General features: G+C 65.0%; 15 protein-coding genes and 1 pseudogene. 12 read left to right on the forward strand and 4 right to left on the reverse strand.

Translation table 11 applies throughout. From position 1 onward, the window contains the following. Window positions 1-282: 282 nt before the first annotated feature. Window positions 283-447: pseudogene (locus tag ACWAT4_RS09470) on the forward strand (MFS transporter); the annotation flags it as partial. 87 nt (window positions 448-534) lie between these two features. Continuing rightward, window positions 535-1,422: a dienelactone hydrolase family protein gene (locus ACWAT4_RS09475; RefSeq protein ID WP_212447194.1), complete on the forward strand. Its 888-nt coding sequence runs from the start codon at window positions 535-537 to the stop codon at window positions 1,420-1,422. Between the two features lie 42 nt (window positions 1,423-1,464). Here the strand turns inward: ACWAT4_RS09475 and ACWAT4_RS09480 are convergent, their stop codons facing one another. Continuing rightward, window positions 1,465-2,322 carry an SDR family oxidoreductase gene (locus tag ACWAT4_RS09480; RefSeq protein ID WP_449730410.1) on the reverse strand — a complete coding sequence of 286 codons (858 nt, stop codon included), beginning with the start codon at window positions 2,320-2,322 and terminating at the stop codon, window positions 1,465-1,467. 143 nt (window positions 2,323-2,465) lie between these two features. On the opposite strand from ACWAT4_RS09480, the gene ACWAT4_RS09485 reads away from it, so the two are divergent. Next, window positions 2,466-3,215, forward strand: coding sequence for an HAD family hydrolase (locus ACWAT4_RS09485; protein ID WP_449731190.1), 750 nt, complete (start codon window positions 2,466-2,468; stop codon window positions 3,213-3,215). Window positions 3,216-3,239: 24 nt separating this feature from the next. On the opposite strand, the gene ACWAT4_RS09490 is transcribed toward ACWAT4_RS09485, so the two are convergent. Both ACWAT4_RS09490 and ACWAT4_RS09495 read right to left on the reverse strand, forming a co-directional pair. Further along, on the reverse strand, window positions 3,240-3,647 hold the full coding sequence (locus ACWAT4_RS09490) for a nuclear transport factor 2 family protein (protein WP_200474290.1): 408 nt from the start codon (window positions 3,645-3,647) through the stop codon (window positions 3,240-3,242). An 89-nt stretch (window positions 3,648-3,736) separates the two neighbouring features. Next, window positions 3,737-5,233 (reverse strand): mannitol dehydrogenase family protein, encoded by a 1,497-nt coding sequence (locus tag ACWAT4_RS09495; protein ID WP_449730411.1) that lies wholly within the window; start codon window positions 5,231-5,233, stop codon window positions 3,737-3,739. Between the two features lie 145 nt (window positions 5,234-5,378). On the opposite strand from ACWAT4_RS09495, the gene ACWAT4_RS09500 reads away from it, so the two are divergent. From ACWAT4_RS09500 to uxuA, 6 genes are all read left to right on the forward strand, one after another. After that, a complete protein-coding gene (locus ACWAT4_RS09500) occupies window positions 5,379-6,185 on the forward strand; it encodes a FadR/GntR family transcriptional regulator (protein ID WP_212299146.1) in 807 nt (268 codons plus the stop codon). 90 nt (window positions 6,186-6,275) lie between these two features. Further along, the gene (locus ACWAT4_RS09505) at window positions 6,276-7,235 is read left to right on the forward strand and encodes a sialic acid TRAP transporter substrate-binding protein SiaP (protein ID WP_212299204.1); all 960 of its coding nucleotides are present in this window, start codon (window positions 6,276-6,278) and stop codon (window positions 7,233-7,235) included. Window positions 7,236-7,367: 132 nt separating this feature from the next. Continuing rightward, on the forward strand, window positions 7,368-7,946 hold the full coding sequence (locus tag ACWAT4_RS09510) for a TRAP transporter small permease (protein ID WP_212447198.1): 579 nt from the start codon (window positions 7,368-7,370) through the stop codon (window positions 7,944-7,946). A gap of 4 nt (window positions 7,947-7,950) precedes the next feature. After that, complete coding sequence (locus tag ACWAT4_RS09515) at window positions 7,951-9,357, forward strand: TRAP transporter large permease (protein WP_212299144.1); 1,407 nt, start codon at window positions 7,951-7,953, stop codon at window positions 9,355-9,357. After that, window positions 9,354-10,403 (forward strand): L-idonate 5-dehydrogenase, encoded by a 1,050-nt coding sequence (locus tag ACWAT4_RS09520; RefSeq protein ID WP_449730412.1) that lies wholly within the window; start codon window positions 9,354-9,356, stop codon window positions 10,401-10,403. Before ACWAT4_RS09515 ends, ACWAT4_RS09520 begins: the two co-directional genes overlap by 4 nt. A 70-nt stretch (window positions 10,404-10,473) precedes the next feature. After that, entirely contained in the window at window positions 10,474-11,664 is a 1,191-nt protein-coding gene (uxuA, locus tag ACWAT4_RS09525) for a mannonate dehydratase (protein ID WP_212447200.1), read from the forward strand. A 152-nt stretch (window positions 11,665-11,816) separates the two neighbouring features. Here uxuA and ACWAT4_RS09530 read toward each other — a convergent pair whose 3' ends face one another. Then, complete coding sequence (locus ACWAT4_RS09530; RefSeq protein ID WP_212428240.1) at window positions 11,817-12,755, reverse strand: LysR family transcriptional regulator; 939 nt, start codon at window positions 12,753-12,755, stop codon at window positions 11,817-11,819. A 212-nt stretch (window positions 12,756-12,967) separates the two neighbouring features. Between ACWAT4_RS09530 and ACWAT4_RS09535 the strand changes: the two genes are divergently transcribed. From ACWAT4_RS09535 to ACWAT4_RS09545, 3 genes are read left to right on the forward strand one after another with little or no spacing between them, the layout of a single operon-like run. Next, window positions 12,968-14,047: an ABC transporter ATP-binding protein gene (locus ACWAT4_RS09535; protein ID WP_212428241.1), complete on the forward strand. Its 1,080-nt coding sequence runs from the start codon at window positions 12,968-12,970 to the stop codon at window positions 14,045-14,047. Between the two features lie 35 nt (window positions 14,048-14,082). Next, complete coding sequence (locus tag ACWAT4_RS09540) at window positions 14,083-14,796, forward strand: HAD family hydrolase (RefSeq protein ID WP_212447201.1); 714 nt, start codon at window positions 14,083-14,085, stop codon at window positions 14,794-14,796. Between the two features lie 15 nt (window positions 14,797-14,811). Further along, the gene (locus ACWAT4_RS09545) at window positions 14,812-16,119 is read left to right on the forward strand and encodes an NAD(P)/FAD-dependent oxidoreductase (protein ID WP_249149557.1); all 1,308 of its coding nucleotides are present in this window, start codon (window positions 14,812-14,814) and stop codon (window positions 16,117-16,119) included. Window positions 16,120-16,147 lie beyond the last annotated feature (28 nt).

The raw sequence follows: 16,147 nt of genomic DNA on the forward strand, positions 1-16,147 counted from the left end.
ATGTGACCGCTCAACTGATCCGAAAATTTCAGTCAAATGGCACGCGCTCGCACCCGATTTTCGGGCGCTGTGCTGTGTCTGGGCAACATGATGTGTCGATGCGGCCACGATCGGGCCCGATTGTCGCGGCGAAGCGTGTCGAACGGCGCGAAGCCGCACATCATCTGCAACACGTACTGGCGCGGCGGGGACCGGTAGAACCCCGTTTCTCGGTTAATGGATGTTGCGACGCAATGCGGCCACGCGGTTAAATCGACCATCATCGGATCGAGGACTTCAAGCGTGTCGGCGCGAAACGAGCAAGACGAAGCGTTCAGCGTCAAGTGTGCCGCACTGGCCGCCACAGTCGGCAACATGCTCGAGTTCTACGACTTCATCACCTACAGCTTCTGCACGATCCAGATCGGCCGTACCTTCTTCCCGACCGGAAGCGGATACGGCAGCCTCGCACGCTGGTGATTTGCGTTTCGTCGGCAGTTGTTGGCGAATGCGTCGCCTGAAGGATCAGGGCCAGGAAGCAGGAAGGACACATCTATGAGCTTTGAAATTACCATGACATCCGACGTCGTCGGGCTGACGAAAGTGGCCCCGGTCTCGCGTCGCGGATTCATGAGCGCCACTGCGGCGGTGGCCGCCGGCTACACGCTTGCGGCAGGTCCTGTCCGTGCTGAGGCCATCGCGACCGATACCGAAGGCCTCCAGGCCGGTGATGCCAAGATCAAGGTCGGCTCGGAAGAGATGCCAGCTTATTTCGCCTGTCCCGCCGGCAACACCAAGGCGCCGGTGATCATCGTGGCGATGGAGGTTTTCGGCCTGCACGAGTACATCAAGGATGTGACGCGGCGCCTGGCCAAGCTCGGCGCATTGGCGGTCGCTCCCGATTATTACTTCCGTAAAGGCGTCGATCTCACCAAGGTCACCGACGTCAAGGATCTGCTGCCGGTCGTCAATTCCAAGCCGGACGCCGAGCTGCTGTCCGACCTTGATGCAGTGGTGGCATGGGCGGGAGCGCAGGGCGGTGACACCGCGAAGCTCGGCATCATCGGCTTCTGCCGCGGTGGGCGCACCGTCTGGGAATATGCCGCCCACGGCGGCGCGCTCAAGGCCGGTGTTGCCTTCTACGGCACGGTGGTCGACCCCGCCAACCCGCTGTGGCCGAAGAGCCCGATGCAGCTCGCCGGCGAGATGAAGGCGCCGGTGCTCGGCCTCTATGGAGGCGCCGATACCGGCATTCCTGTCGCGCAGGTCGAGCAGCTCAAGGCGGCGCTCGAGCAGAACAAGAAGACGGCCGAATTCAAGATCTATCCGGACGCGCCGCACGGCTTCCATGCCGACTACCGCGGCAGCTACCGCAAGGACGCCGCGGAAGATGCCTGGAAGCAGGCGCAGGCCTGGTTTAGGAAATACGGCGTGTTGAGCTGACACGAAATTCCAAAGGGCGGCCGATCGGCCGCCTTTTTTGTCTCAGGGCACAAGCTTCGCCTCGCCATCACGCCACAGCGCATCGAGGCCGTGCCGATAGGTCGGGTGGGCCAATGTTACGCCGAGCTCACGCTTCAGTCTCGCGTTGGAGACGCGGGCGCTGCTGGAATAGAAGCTGCGCGCCATCGCCGACATCTCGGCGGTCGCGAACGCTTCTTCGTCCGGCGGCGCAGTGCCCATGAGCTGCGCGGCATAGGTGATCACGTCCTGAGGCGGCGCGGGCTCGTCGTCGCAGACATTCCAGGTGCCGCCGCCACGCTGGTCGATCGCGGCCATGATCGCGCTCGCGATGTCGTCGACATGGATGCGGTTGAAGACCTGGCCGGGCTTGATGATGCGGCGGGCCGTTCCGCTGCGCAGCGTCACCAGCGCGTTGCGGCCGGGACCGTAGATGCCGGCAAGCCGGAGGATCGCGACATTGCCACCGGCCGTGTCCATCCAGGCCTGCTCGGCCGCGACCCGCATCCGCGCGCGATCGAGGGTGGACTGCGGCGGCGTGCTCTCGTCGACCCATCCGCCGGCGTGATCGCCATAGACGCCGATGGTGGAGAGATAGACGATCTTGCGGTGGGCCGCGGCCAGCACGTCGCCGAGCGCCGCGAGCGCGGGATCGCCGGTGCTGCCCGGCGGGATCGAAGTCAGCAGGACGTCGGCATCGCTGATGCGGTCGACCGTCGCGTCATCCGGACGGCCGCCGGAAAAGGCGTGCAGCTCGAGGCCGGCAAGATCGTCCCGCCTGGCGGGATCGCGCACCGTGCCGGCGACATGCGAGAAGCGGTCGCCAAACCTGCGGACGAAATGCCGGGCGCTATAGCCGAGGCCAAGGATGAAGAGCCGCATGCGTCTCCTGTGCAGGTCGGAGTTCCCGTTCGCGCCAGCGGCGCGTTGTCCGCTCATAAGAGATTTTTGGGTCGGGCAAAAGATATTGCGATTTTACTCGCTTCCCGCCTCGGGCGATGGTCACCCTTCACGGGGAGGCGTCGATGCAGGCAGAAGCGATCGCTCCAGCGGATGCGGCAGAGCTGATCCGCAACGCCGCCGCGCTGATCTTCGATGTCGACGGCACCCTGGCCGAGACGGAGGAGCTGCATCGGCGGGCGTTCAACCTCGCCTTCGCCCGTCACGGTCTCGACTGGCATTGGGACCGTGCCGCCTACAAGGATTTGCTGCGCGTGACCGGCGGCAAGGAGCGCATCCGCGCCTTCCACACCCGGCAGTGGATCGCGCCGCCCTTGTCGGATGCTGACATCGCCGAGCTTCACCGCATCAAGACCGCGCATTATGCCGAACTGGTCGAGACCGGCTGCTGCTCCTTGCGGCCCGGCGTGGCGGAGCTGCTGGCTGCCGCGAAGGCGCGGGGCCAGCGGCTCGCGATCGCAACCACCACCTCGCACGGCAATATCGATGCGCTGCTGTCGCGGGCGCTGGGGCCGAACTGGGCTGGTGACTTTGACGCGATCGTGGCCGGCGACGACGTGAAGCACAAGAAGCCGGCGCCGGACGTCTATCTCGAGATCCTGGCGCGGCTGAAGCTGGACGGGCCCGACTGCCTCGCGATCGAAGACTCCGCCAACGGGCTGATCGCGGCGTCCGGGGCGAACATCCCGGTGCTGATTACCCGCAGCATGTTTTTTCGGGATGACGACTTCGCCGCGGCACGGGCAGTGCTGGATGATTTGTCGGAACTCGGAGGCTCAAAAACAAAAACTGAAAAACAACCCCATGCACAGTAGATCACGCTGGCGTGAAGGCCGCGGTCAGTGCACCCGGTGGCTCGCTCTATCGTCCTCGGCCTGCTCGACAATCTGCGCGATCGGGCTCGACTGGTGGTGCACCAGGCGCCAGCCGTCGCCGACGCGGCGAAAATGGTTGGCCGCGGCCAGCGCGGTGCCGTCGACGATCTCGATGCAGAGCACGCGCGCGCTGTCGCCGTCGACGATCGCCTGCGGCTCGGCGCAGACGATCTGCGGACGCTCTGGATTCTGCAGGATGTCGCGCCAGCTTCCGATCACCGTGGCATGGCCGACGATCGCGGGCCAGCCGGGATGAATGCAGGAAATGGCGTCGTCATCCGCCCACATCCGCTTCATTTCGTCGAAATCGCCCGACGAAAAGGCGGCGTAAAAGGCCGCGTTCGCGGCGATGACCTTGCTGTCCTTTGCCATGTCTCTCGGGTGGGCCAATGGCAGGCAAAAATCAAGCGCGACTTCAGGCCGACTTTGAACGCAGTGCAGCATGGCTGCCCAGTTTGTGGTCAGGCCGAAACCAGCGTCTCCACGGCGCGCCGCGCACCTTCCTTGTAGAGACGGGCGAGCGCCGCAGTCACGTTGTCGCGCAGGCGCGGCTCGGCACCGAACGGCCCGAACACTTTTGCGACGCCGAGCAATGCGGGCGCGAGCCGTTCCGCGACGGGGCCGGCCTCGCGTGCGAGACTGGCGAGCTCGTCGGCGAGGGGATCGCGCACGTCGATGGCGCGGCCTTGCTCGTCTGTTGCGGTGACGTAGCGCATCCAGCCGGCCACCGCGAGCGCATGCGTGGCGATCGGCAGGTTTTTGGCGAGGCGATCCTGCATCGCACCGAGCAGGCGTTGCGGCAGCTTCTGTGAGCCGTCCATCGCGATCTGCCAGGTGCGGTGATGCAGCGCCGGATTGGCAAAGCGCTTGAGCAGCGAGGCGCGATAGGCGGCGAGATCGGCGCCAGCAGGCATCGTCAGCGTCACCGCGGCCTCTTCCATCACCTGCGCGGCCAGGCGCGCGAAATGTGGATCCTGCATGGTGTCGGCGATGGTCTCGTAGCCTGCGAGATAGCCAAGATAGGCCAGTGCCGAGTGGCTGGCATTGAGCAATCGCAGCTTCATCAGCTCGAACGGCTTGACGTCGCTGACGAGCTCGACGCCCGCGGCCGCGAGATCGGGCCGGCCCGCGGCAAAGCAATCCTCGACCACCCATTGCGTGAATGGCTCGGTCATCACCGGCCAGGCGTCGCGCATCCCCAGCGCCGCAGCGACCGCATCGCGATCGGCCTCCAGCGTCTCAGGCACGATGCGATCGACCATGGTGCAGGGGAAGGTGGCCGCATCAGCGATCCACTTGCTCAGCTCTTTTGAGCGGAGCGCGGCAAATTGCGTCACGATCCGCTGCAAGGTGTGGCCGTTGGCGGCGAGATTGTCGCAGCACAACACTGTGAAAGGCGCAATGCCCAGCGCGCGCCGGCGTGCCAGCGCCGCCACGATGAAGCCGGGCGCCGACCGCGGCGCATCGAAATTATTCAGGTCGTGCACGACGTCAGGATGCCGCTCGTCGAGATCGCCGGTCTGGGGCGTGTGGCAATAGCCCTTCTCGGTGACCGTAAGCGAGACGATGCGGATGGCGGGATCGGCCATCCGCTCGACCAATGCTGCCGGCTTCTCGCGTGCGACGACGCTGTCGAGCAGCGCGCCGATGACGCGATGCTCGGTGCCTTCGGCGGCGCGCACGGCGACCGTATAGAGATGGTCCTGCGGGGCGAGGGCGTCGCGTGTGTCCGGGCTGCGCAGGCTCGCGCCGACGATGCCCCAGGAGCTGGCCGATGACGTGGAGCCCGCGGCAAGGCAATCGTCGATGACGACGGCCTGATGGGCGCGATGAAACGCACCAAGGCCGAGATGCACGATACCGGGTGTGACGCGCGAGCGGTCATAGGCCGGGCGGCGGATGCGAGGTGCCAGCCGGTCAAGATTGGCGCTCCCAAGGCGCACCGAATTATGGCGCATGGACGTCTCCCCTCTGCTTTGCCGCTGCTTGACATGGCGGCCGTCCTCGGTCAATGCTCCGGTCAATTGGTAAGACCAATTTTCCAAAATTGGCGGGCCGCCGGGCAGGAAGCCTTCCCGGCGAGACCCTTTCGGGGAGGCCAGCGTGCCGCTGGAAGCTGTGGAGGCGAGACGGCTTTATCGCCAGGTCGCCGATCAATTGCGAAGCCTGATCGACAGCGGCGAGTACGCGGTCGGCAGCCGCTTGCCGACCGAGCGCGAGCTCGCCGATCAGCTCAAGGTGTCGCGGCCGACGGTGCGCGAAGCCCTGATCGCGCTCGAGGTGGAGGGGCGCGTCCGCATCCGCGTCGGTTCAGGCATCTACGTGACCGAGCCCGCGGACGCCGCGCCGGCGCCGTCCGCCGTCATCGAGGGACCGTTCGAACTGCTGCGCGCCCGCGAATTCCTGGAAAGCGCGATCGCCGAGCAGGCCGCGCGGGTGGCGACCGGGGACGACGTCGCGCGCATCGACGCCGCGCTCGTCGCGATGGAGAATGTCGAGCACCCCGGCGAAGCCTCGATGGTCCATGACCGTGCCTTCCATATCGCGATCGCCGGATGCCTCGGCAATGCCGTGCTGGTGCGCGTGGTCGGCGAGCTGTTCGACCAGCGCCTCAATCCCTATTTCGCGCAGCTTGCGCATTACTTCGAAAATCCGGGGACGTGGCGCACTGCGCTCGACGAGCACCGCGCCGTGCGCGATGCCATTGCGGCGCGCCAGCCCAAGGCGGCCCGCGACGCCATGCGCGATCATCTTGCGCATTCGCAGGAGCGCTTTGCGCAGAACTTTGGCGCCGAATCCGCCGCAGCACCGCCCTCGACGCGGAAGCGGACGACGCGGTCCGGCGCGCAGCCGGCGAAACCAAAGCGACCGTCGAAGACCCGAGCCGAAAGCGGCGGCGCACGACGATGATGAGATTGGGCGGCTCGTCTCGATTATGAGGCGGGTGAACAAGAAGCAGACTTAGTCAGTGGAGGATATTCAGTGTTGAAGAAAACGACGATGGTGCTGGCGATGTCGGTCGCCGCAATGTTTGCGACGAGCCAGGCCAGCATGGCGCAGACCAAGCTGAAATGGGCCCATGTCTACGAGACTTCGGAGCCGTTCCACACCGCTTCGGTCTGGGCCGCACAGGAGATCGGCAAGCGCACCAACGGGCGCTACCAGATCGACGTCTATCCGGCCTCCCAGCTCGGCAAGGAAGCCGACATCAACCAGGGCCTCTCGCTCGGCTCGGTCGACATCATCATCTCCGGCTCGAGCTTCGCGGCCAAGAGCTTCCCGCCGATCGGCGTGACCTATTATCCCTACACCTTCCGTGATGCCGATCATCTGCTCGCCTACACCAAGAGCGATATCTTCAAGGAGCTTGCCAAAGGTTATGAGGACAAGAGCGGCCACCATATCGTCGCGGTGACCTATTACGGCGTGCGCCAGACCTCGTCGAACAAGCCGATCAAGACCTGCGCCGACATGAAAGGCCTGAAGATGCGCGTGCCCGACGTGCCGGCCTACCTCGCCATGCCGCGCGCCTGCGGCGCCAACACGGCGCCGATCGCGTTCGCCGAAGTCTATCTCGCGCTCCAGAACGGCACCGTGGAAGCGCAGGAGAACCCGCTGACCACGATCGAAGCCAAGAAGTTCTACGAGGTGCAGAAGCACATCGTGCTGACCGGCCACATCGTCGATCACCTCAATACGGTGGTCGCGGGCGCGCTGTGGAAGAAGCTCAGCGATGAGGACAAGAAGATCTTCACCGACGTCGCGCAGGAGGCCGCGGCCAAGGCGACCGAGGAGATCAAGCAGAACGAGGCCAAGCTCGTCGCCTTCTTCAAGGAGAAGGGCCTGACCGTGACCGAGGTCGACAAGAACGAGTTCCGCGACACCGTCCTCAAGAACGTCTCGTTCGAGACCTTCGGCTATCGCAAGGCCGATTGGGAGCGGATCCAGGCGGTCAAATAATTTGCGCCGTCGTTCCGGGGCGACGCGTAAGCGTCGAACTACGGTGCGCAATTGCGCACCTGGGAACCTCGAGATTCCGGGTTCTCGCTTCGCGAGCCCCGGAATGACAGTAGGAGCTTAAGGAGTAACCACATGTCGACCGCCGAAGTGCACCGGCAGATCACCGGAGACGAAATCGCCCATACTTTCGAGGAAGAGGCGACGCCGAAGGTCGATCTCGGCATCTACGCTTTCGAGGATTGGGTGGCGCTGGCGATCTTCTGGGTGATGGCGCTCGCCGTTTTCCTGCAGTTCTTCACCCGCTACGTGCTCAACGACAGCTACGCCTGGACCGAGGAGATCGCGACCTACTGCCTTATCGGCGTGGTCTTCATCGGCGCTTCGATGTGCGTGCGGTTGTCGCGGCACATTCAGGTCGATCTGATCTACCGTTATCTGCCCCATGTCGTCGCGAGAACTTTGTCGACCGCGATCGACCTGATCCGGATCGCCTTCTTCGGCTACGCCATCAAGCTGGTCTGGGTCTACATCCAGATCATCGGCGACGAGTCCATGACCACGATCAACTTTCCCAAGAACTACGTCTACTACGCCGTGTTGCTCGGCTTCGTGCTGATGTTCGCGCGCTCACTGCAGGTCGCACTGCAGCATCTGCGGCAGGGCTATTCGATCCTCGAACGTCCCGGCGCCTACGACGGCTTTGAAGGGTAACGCTATGCTATTGTTGCTTGGGGGCTTCCTCATTCTGATGCTGCTCGGCGTTCCCGTGGCGATTGCCATGGCCGCGTCGTCACTGCTCTACATCCTGGTCAGCGGCGTGACGCCCGACGTCACGCTGGCACAGCGTATGATCGCGGGCGTCGAGAGCTTTCCGCTGCTCGCCGTGCCCTTCTTCATCCTGGCCGGCAATCTCATGAACATCGCCGGCGTCACCGGGCGCATCTACAAATTCGCGGTCGCGCTGGTCGGCTGGATGCGCGGCGGCCTCGGCCATGTCAATATCATCGGCTCGGTGATCTTTTCCGGCATGTCCGGCACCGCGATCGCGGATGCGGCCGGTCTCGGCACCATCGAGATCAAGGCGATGAAGGATCACGGCTACACCACCGAATTCTCGGTCGGCGTCACCGCGGCCTCCGCGACGCTCGGCCCGATCATCCCGCCGTCGTTGCCCTTCGTGATCTACGGCATGATGGCGAACGTCTCGATCGGTGCGCTGTTCCTGGGTGGCGTCATTCCCGGCATCGTCATGACGCTGCTGATGATGGCGACCGTCACCTATTTCGCGCACAAGAACAAATGGGGCAGCGACACGCCCTTCTCCTGGCCGCAGCTCGGCTCGGCCGGCCTCGAGATCGCCATCGTGTTCTCGTTCCCGCTTGCGATCTGGCTGATGACGCTTGCCGGCCTCTCGACCAACCTCGCGGTCGTCATCGGTCTCGGTGCGCTGCTCGCGATCGACTGGTACTTCGACTTCTCAGCGGTGATGGCGCTGATGGCGCCGGTGATCCTGATCGGCGGCATGACGCTCGGCTGGTTCACGCCGACTGAGGCTGCCGTTGCCGCCGTGATCTGGTCGCTGTTCCTCGGCCTCGTGCGTTACCGCACCATGACCCTGAAGACGGTGGCGAAGGCGACCTTCGACACCATCGAGACCACGGCCTCGGTGCTGTTCATCGTTACGGCGGCCTCGATCTTTGCGTGGCTGCTGACGGTGTCGCAGGCCGCCCAACTGCTCTCGGACTGGATGCTCAGCATCACCCACAACAAATGGGTGTTTTTGGCACTCGCCAACGTCCTGATCCTGTTCGTCGGCTGCTTCATCGACACCACGGCGGCGATCACCATTCTGGTGCCGATCCTGCTGCCGATCGTGCTCAAGCTCGGCATCGACCCGATCCATTTCGGGCTGATCATGACGCTGAATCTGATGATCGGCCTGCTGCATCCGCCGCTGGGCATGGTGTTGTTCGTGCTCGCCCGCGTGGCAAAGCTCTCGGTCGAACGTACGACGGTCGCGATCCTGCCCTGGCTGGTGCCGCTGCTGATCGCGCTGATCGCGATCACCTACATTCCTGATCTCACCCTCTGGCTGCCGAAATACATGGGACTTTCCAAATGACATCTACCGCTTTCGCCGCAACCCTGTTCGGCCCCGAAGACCTGCGCATGATCGAGCATCCGCTCGACAAGCTCGCTGACGGCATGGTGCGCATCCGCTTCGGTGCCGGCGGCATCTGCGGCTCGGACATGCATTATTTCCGTCACGCCCGGACCGGAGATTTCGTAGTGAAATCGCCGCTGGTGCTCGGTCACGAGATTTCGGGCCAAGTCGTGGAGATCGCGGGCTCCGCAGCCAACCTGAAGGTTGGCGACCGCGTCGCCGTCAACCCGTCCCGCTGGTGCGGCCAATGCGTTGCCTGCCGCGAGGGCCGGCAGAACCTCTGCGAAAATATCTACTTCATGGGCTCGGCATCCAAGACGCCACACATGCAGGGCGGCTTTGCCAGCCATTTCGACGCGGTCCCGGCACAGTGCGTGAAGATCCCGGACCATGTCTCCTATCAGGCAGCCGCGCTGGCCGAGCCGCTCGCGGTCTGCCTGCACGCGGTCGCGCGCGCCGGCAACATCGAGGGCAAGCGCGGCATCATCTTTGGCGCCGGCCCGATCGGGCTTCTGACCATGCTGGCCGCGCACCGCGCCGGCATGGCCGATGTCACGGTGGCCGACATCGCACCGGCGCCGCTCGCCTTCGCGACCAAGCTCGGTGCGTCCCATGTCGAGAACGTCTCCGGCGGCGAGGAAGGCCTGAAGGCGCAGGCCGCCTCGCGTCCTTACGACGTCGCGTTCGAAGTCTCGGGCACCGCCGCGGGTCTTGCCAGCGCCATCGGCATCGTCAGGCGCGGTGGCGTCGTGGTGCAGATCGGCAATCTGCCGGGTGGCCAGATCCCGACGCCGTCGAATGCGGTGATGGCGAAGGAGATCGATCTGCGCGGCTCGTTCCGCTTCGGGCTCGAATTCATGACGGCGGTGGAACTCATCAGCGCCGGCAGCGTCGATGTGCTGTCGCTGGTCACCGCCGAGCGGCCGTTGTCGACCGCGCCGGACGCGCTGCGGCTGGCGCTCGACCGCTCGCAGAGCGTCAAGGTCGTGCTGACCGCGAACTGATTCTTGTTTTGACGCGTTTTCTTTACGCCAACCGGTGCCCACTTCGCTCGAAAACGCTTTTGGAGAACTCATGATGCTCGAAGGTTGGCGCTGGTACGGGCCCGATGATCCGGTCTCGCTCGATGATGTCAGGCAGGCCGGGGCGAGCGACATCGTCTCGGCGCTGCATCAGGTGCCGATCGGCGAGGCCTGGACGCGCAAGGCGGTCGAGGAGCGCAAGAACCTTATCGAGAACGGCCAGCCCGGCCGTTCTCAACTGACCTGGTCGGTGGTGGAATCGATCCCGATTCCCGACGACGTCAAGCGGCTCGGCGGAAAAGCGACCAAGTCGATCGAAGCCTGGATCGCGAGCCTGGAGGCGGTGGCGGCGTCCGGCATCAAGGTCATCTGCTACAATTTCATGCCTGTCGTCGATTGGTGCCGTACCGATCTGGAATGGGAATTGCCAAACGGCGCCCGCGCCATGCGCTTCGACCAGGACCGCTTTGCGGCCTTCGAGCTGCATATCCTCAAGCGGCCTGCTGCCGTGCAGGAATATTCGCCCGAGCAGCAGGCGCGCGCAAAGGCGCTGTTCGAGAAGATGAGCCAGGCCGATATCGACTATCTCGTCATGGTGATCGCCAGCGCATTGCCGGGATCGACCACGGAGCCGATGACCATCCCGCAATTCCGCGACCGGCTCGAGACCTATCGCGACATCACGCCAAAGATCCTGCGCCAGCATCTCGCCGAATTCCTCGCGCGCGTGACGCCGGTCGCCGAGCAGCTCGGTGTGTCGCTGACGCTGCACCCTGACGATCCGCCGCGTCCGCTGTTCGGCCTGCCGCGCATCGCGTCCTCCGCGGACGACTATCAGGCGCTGTTCGATGCGGTGCCGTCCAAGGCCAACGGCATCTGCCTGTGCACGGGCTCGCTCGGCGTGCGCGCCGAAAACGATCTGCCTGCGATGGCCGAACGGTTCGGGCCGCGCATCGCCTTTGCGCATCTGCGCGCCACCAAGCGCGAGGCCGACGGCTTGTCGTTCTACGAGTCGGATCATCTCGACGGCGACGTCGACATGGTTGCAGTGCTCAAGGCGCTGCTGAAGGAGAATGCGCGGCGCGCGCCCGACGAGCAAATCGTGTTCCGGCCCGATCACGGCCACCGCATGCTCGACGATCTCGCCGCCACCAAGCGCACCAATCCCGGCTACACCGCGATCGGCCGCCTGCGCGGGCTCGCCGAGCTGCGCGGCGCGATCCGCGCGATCGAGCATCGGTGAGTTCTTCGCCTCTCCCGCTTGCGGGGAGAGGCCGGATTGCATCGAAGATGCAATCCGGGTGAGGGGGACTCTCCGCGAGTCCAACTCTCACCGCGCCCGCGGAGAGTCCCCCTCACCCCGACCCTTTCCCCGCAAGCGGGGAGAGGGAGCAACTAATAGCACGCAGCCATCGCGCCGAGCTTCGGATAGAGCTTGTCGATCGCGGCGATCTCGCTGTGCATCTGCGCGATGATCCAGTCGCGGATCTCGGCGGCGATCGGGCGCATCGGACGGTTGCGCGGCGGCAGGAATTCGCAGATGCGGCGCGTGGTGGTGAGCGTGTCGGACGCCGGGACGAGTGCGCCGGTCAATAGCCAGTGCGAGGCGACAGTGAGCCAGCCGAGCGCGATGCCCTGGCCGAGCAGGGCGGCCTGCACCACGACGGCATAGTCAGTGAAGCTCAGCGCCTTGGCCGCGCCGCGCCGCCCGGTGAGCAGCGACGAATAATCCGCCGCCCAGTCGCCCGGGGTCTCGGCCAGGCGGATGATGGTGTTGCCTTCGGTAGGATCGGTCTCGCCGAGATAGGTCGGGCTGCACATCGGCAGCATGACTTCCTTCATCACCAGCGTGCCGCCGGACGACGGCTCCTCGCGATCGCGAAAGCGCATGCCGAGGTCGACATTGTCGACCGGCCCGCGCAGCGCGCCGGAGATCAGCTGGAAGCGCAGATCGACCTGCGGGAATTGCTTCTGCAGCTTGTCGATACGCGGCATCAGCCAATGCGTGGTGAAGGCAGAGGAGACCGACAGCGTCACCGTCTCGGTGCCCTTGCGGCGCCGCTCGATCTCGGTGAGGCCGGTCTCGATGCTGCGAAAGCCTTCCAGCACGCGGCGATAGAGCAGCTCGCCTTCCTCGGTGAGCACCGCGCGGCCCGCCTTGCGATCGAACAGGCGGACGCCGAGATGCTCCTCGAATTGTCCGAGCATGCGGCTCACTGCCGGCTGCGTGACGTTCAGTTCGGCGGCTGCGGCCGTGAAGCTGCCATTGCGCGCCGCTGCGTCGAAGACGAACAGGGCGTTACTGGAGGGCAGCATCCGGCGCAGCTCAGGCATAACGTCATGTTATGATCTGCGTGAGAATTTGGCAATTGCCGAGTTTTTCCAAGTCTGGTGTCATCGCCATCACAGCCTAAAGACAGGGTGTTCGGAACGAGGATTTGGTGCGGTGCAGCTACGGCCGCACATGCCCTCAATCGCTGTCTATAAAGCAGGCTTATGGCGCGCAGTGAGGCACGCCATCGCTGGGGATGAGGCGAGGTCGATCGTTGGACAAGCGAGCGGAAAGCGTCGAGATCAGGTCCGCGAGCAAGGCGTATGGCGCCGTTCGCGCCCTCGACGACGTTTCCCTCAGTGTCGGCGCCGGTGAGTTCGTCTCCCTGCTCGGTCCATCCGGTTCCGGCAAGACCACGCTGCTCGGCATTCTGGGCGGCTTCATCCTGCCGTCGTCAGGCACGATCCTCTTCGGCGGCCGCGACGTCACCTACATGCCGCCGCACAAGCGCGACATCGGCGTCGTGTTCCAGAACTACGCGTTGTTCCCGCACATGAGCGTCGGCGAGAACGTCGCCTTTCCCCTGCGCGCGCGTCGCGTGCCGAAAGCGGGCTGGCCCGACAAGGTGCGTGCCGCGCTGAGCATGGTCGGGCTTGCCGGCTATGAAGAGCGCGGCATCGCGCAGCTCTCCGGCGGTCAGCGCCAGCGCGTCGCGCTCGCGCGCGCCATGATCTTCGAGCCGCGGCTGATCCTGATGGACGAGCCGCTGTCCGCGCTCGACAAGCAGCTGCGCGAATCCATGCAGATCGAGCTGCGCGCGCTGCACCGGCGCATCGGCGCCACCATCATCTACGTCACCCACGACCAGCGCGAGGCGTTGACCATGAGCGACCGGGTCGCCGTGATGAAAGACGGCCGGCTGATCCAGATCGACGAACCTGCGCGGCTGCACGATCATCCTGCCGATTCCTTTGTCGCGAGCTTCATCGGCGAAGCGACCATGCTGCCGGTCCGCCGGGTCGATGCGGCCTGCGTCGCGCTCGGCAATGCGCTGCTGCGCAGCGCTCGCGCCATTCCGGACGGCGACGCGCTGATGCTCGCCGTGCACAGCGAAAAATTGCTGATCGACGACGGCGCGCAGGATGCCGCCTGCAACCGGCTGACCGGCACGGTGACCGACATCGTCTATCAGGGCGAGAGCCTGCGTATCTTCCTGGCGCTAGCCGACGGCATCGCGCTCAGCCTGCGCCAGCCGAGCTACCACCAGGCCTATAGCCGTATTCCGCCGCTCGGCGGCAGCCTCACCGTCACCCTCCACCCCGAGGACACCATCGTGGTGCCCAGGGTGGACTGAACTCAAGCCTTGTTCAACCGAGAGAAGAAACTGATATGTCGACCCAAGCCGCTTTCAGCAATTTCAAGGTTCTCACCTTCGACGTCGTCGGCACCTTGATCGATTTCGAGACCGGCGTGCTCAACGCGGTGCGCAGGATCTCGGGCAAGACGCCGGCCGAGCTCAGCGACGAGCAGATTTTCGAGCCTTACAAGCGCGGCCGCGACAAGCATTACGAGCGCTCCAGCGAGGTGATGTTCCACGTCTATCGCCATCTTGCCACCGAGCTCGGGCTGCCCGCTGACGATGCGTCCTGTGACGTGTTCCAGCTCTCGGTGCTGCGCTGGGGACCGTTCGCGGATTCGGTCGAGGCGCTCAAGCGGCTCCGCACGAAGTTTCGTCTGGTGGCGATGACCAACGCCGATCGTGTCGCGCTGTCCTGCTACGCGCACGCGCTCGGCAATCCCTTCGACGACACCGTGTGTGCCGACGACACCGGCGTCGCGAAGCCGAATCCGGAATTCTTCGCCTACAACAAGGGCCGCCAGTCCGCCTTCGGCTACAAGCAGTCCGACATTCTTCACGTCGCGCAGAGTCAGTACCACGACATCGGGATCGCGCGGAAGCTCGGCTACAAGGTGTGCTGGATCGAGCGCCGCCAGGGCATCGCGGGCTTCGGCGGCACGCCCGCTGTCGAAACCTTGACCAAGCCGGACTTCCACTTCCCGACGCTGAAGGCGCTCGCCGACGCGGCGATCGGCCCGGCATAAGAGATGAGTGGCGGCATGACACGGGACTGGAGCGCGCAGCCATCGGCAAATTCGCTGTGGGAAGCCACGGCGGAGCCGGCGCGCGACTTTCCCGTGCTGTCGGGTGAGCACCAGGCGGACGTGGTGATCATCGGTGCGGGCTATACCGGCCTCTCCGCGGCGCACCACATCGCCAAGGACGGTCTGTCGCCGATCGTGCTCGAAGCCAACCGCCCCGGCTGGGGCGCGAGCGGGCGCAATGGCGGCGTGATCACCGCAAAATTCCGCCTCTCGTTCCGCGAGATCGACGCCGCGCACGGCCGCGCCATGGCCAAGCGGATGTACGAGATCGCGCACGAATCGACCGACATGGTCGAGGAGCTGGTGTCCGAATTCGGCATCACCAGCGCCAACCTGACGCGCACCGGCCAGGTCAAGGCCGCGCATAACGAGACGACGCTGCAGGCCGCCATCGACGAAGCCAATTGGATGACGCGCGAGATGGGCTCTGCCGCGGTCCGCATCCTCGACAAGGGTGGTGTGCGCGAGGAGACCGGCTCCGACATCTTTGTCGGCGGCGTGCTCAATCCCGGCTCCGGCGGCATCCATCCGCTGAACTATCTGCGCGGCCTCGCCGATGGCGTGGCGCGCCGCGGCGTTCCGATCTTCCAGGAATCGCCGGTGATCAAGCTCCGGCGGGAGGGCGACGGCGTCGTTGCCGAGACGCCGCAAGGCGCGGTGCGCGCGAAGCAGGCGATCATCGCCACCAACAGCTATTCGGATCTCACAAGTGCGACCGCGCGCATGCAGCGCACGCTGATCCCGTTCCGCAGCGCGCTGATTGCGACCGAAAGGCTGCCGCGCAATCTCGCCGGCAAATTGATGCCGACGGGGCGCACCTACACCGAGACCAAGCGCATGATGCGCTGGTTCCGCATGGTCGACAACCGCGTGATCTTCGGCGGCCGCGGCGCGTTCGGCAAGCAGGACTCGCAAGCGGCCTTCGAGGCGCTGCGCAAGGCGATGGTCGGCATCTTCCCGGATTTGGCCGACGTTCCGCTCGCATACAAATGGTCGGGCCTCGTCGCCATGACGCTGGATTCGGTGCCGCATATCGGCCGGATCGACGACCGCACGCTGGTCTCGATGGGCTACAATGGCGCCGGCGTTGCGATGTCGAGCCTGATGGGCCGCTATCTCGCCGCCTTCGTGCGCGGCGAGACGCCGGATGTCGCGCTGCTCGATGTCAGCCGCATGAAGGCCATTCCGTTCTATCCGCTGCGCGAGCCCGCCGTGCGCATGGTCGCCGGCTGGTACCAGTTTCTCGATGCGATCGGTCGGTGAAATCTCTTTGGTGATGGAGGAGGCGAGA

It is taken from the genome of Bradyrhizobium sp. T-1 (assembly GCF_053592855.1).

Coding starts and splice junctions, on each gene's coding strand:
- ACWAT4_RS09485 (WP_449731190.1), top strand. CDS start 2,466: ATGCAGGCAGAAGCGATCGCTCCAGCGGATGCGGCAGAGCTGATCCGC.
- ACWAT4_RS09540 (WP_212447201.1), top strand. CDS start 14,083: ATGTCGACCCAAGCCGCTTTCAGCAATTTCAAGGTTCTCACCTTCGAC.
- ACWAT4_RS09490 (WP_200474290.1), bottom strand. CDS start 3,647: ATGGCAAAGGACAGCAAGGTCATCGCCGCGAACGCGGCCTTTTACGCC.
- ACWAT4_RS09505 (WP_212299204.1), top strand. CDS start 6,276: ATGGTGCTGGCGATGTCGGTCGCCGCAATGTTTGCGACGAGCCAGGCC.
- uxuA (WP_212447200.1), top strand. CDS start 10,474: ATGATGCTCGAAGGTTGGCGCTGGTACGGGCCCGATGATCCGGTCTCG.
- ACWAT4_RS09475 (WP_212447194.1), top strand. CDS start 535: ATGAGCTTTGAAATTACCATGACATCCGACGTCGTCGGGCTGACGAAA.
- ACWAT4_RS09480 (WP_449730410.1), bottom strand. CDS start 2,322: ATGCGGCTCTTCATCCTTGGCCTCGGCTATAGCGCCCGGCATTTCGTC.
- ACWAT4_RS09510 (WP_212447198.1), top strand. CDS start 7,368: ATGTCGACCGCCGAAGTGCACCGGCAGATCACCGGAGACGAAATCGCC.
- ACWAT4_RS09520 (WP_449730412.1), top strand. CDS start 9,354: ATGACATCTACCGCTTTCGCCGCAACCCTGTTCGGCCCCGAAGACCTG.
- ACWAT4_RS09515 (WP_212299144.1), top strand. CDS start 7,951: ATGCTATTGTTGCTTGGGGGCTTCCTCATTCTGATGCTGCTCGGCGTT.
- ACWAT4_RS09530 (WP_212428240.1), bottom strand. CDS start 12,755: ATGCCTGAGCTGCGCCGGATGCTGCCCTCCAGTAACGCCCTGTTCGTC.
- ACWAT4_RS09495 (WP_449730411.1), bottom strand. CDS start 5,233: ATGCGCCATAATTCGGTGCGCCTTGGGAGCGCCAATCTTGACCGGCTG.
- ACWAT4_RS09545 (WP_249149557.1), top strand. CDS start 14,812: ATGACACGGGACTGGAGCGCGCAGCCATCGGCAAATTCGCTGTGGGAA.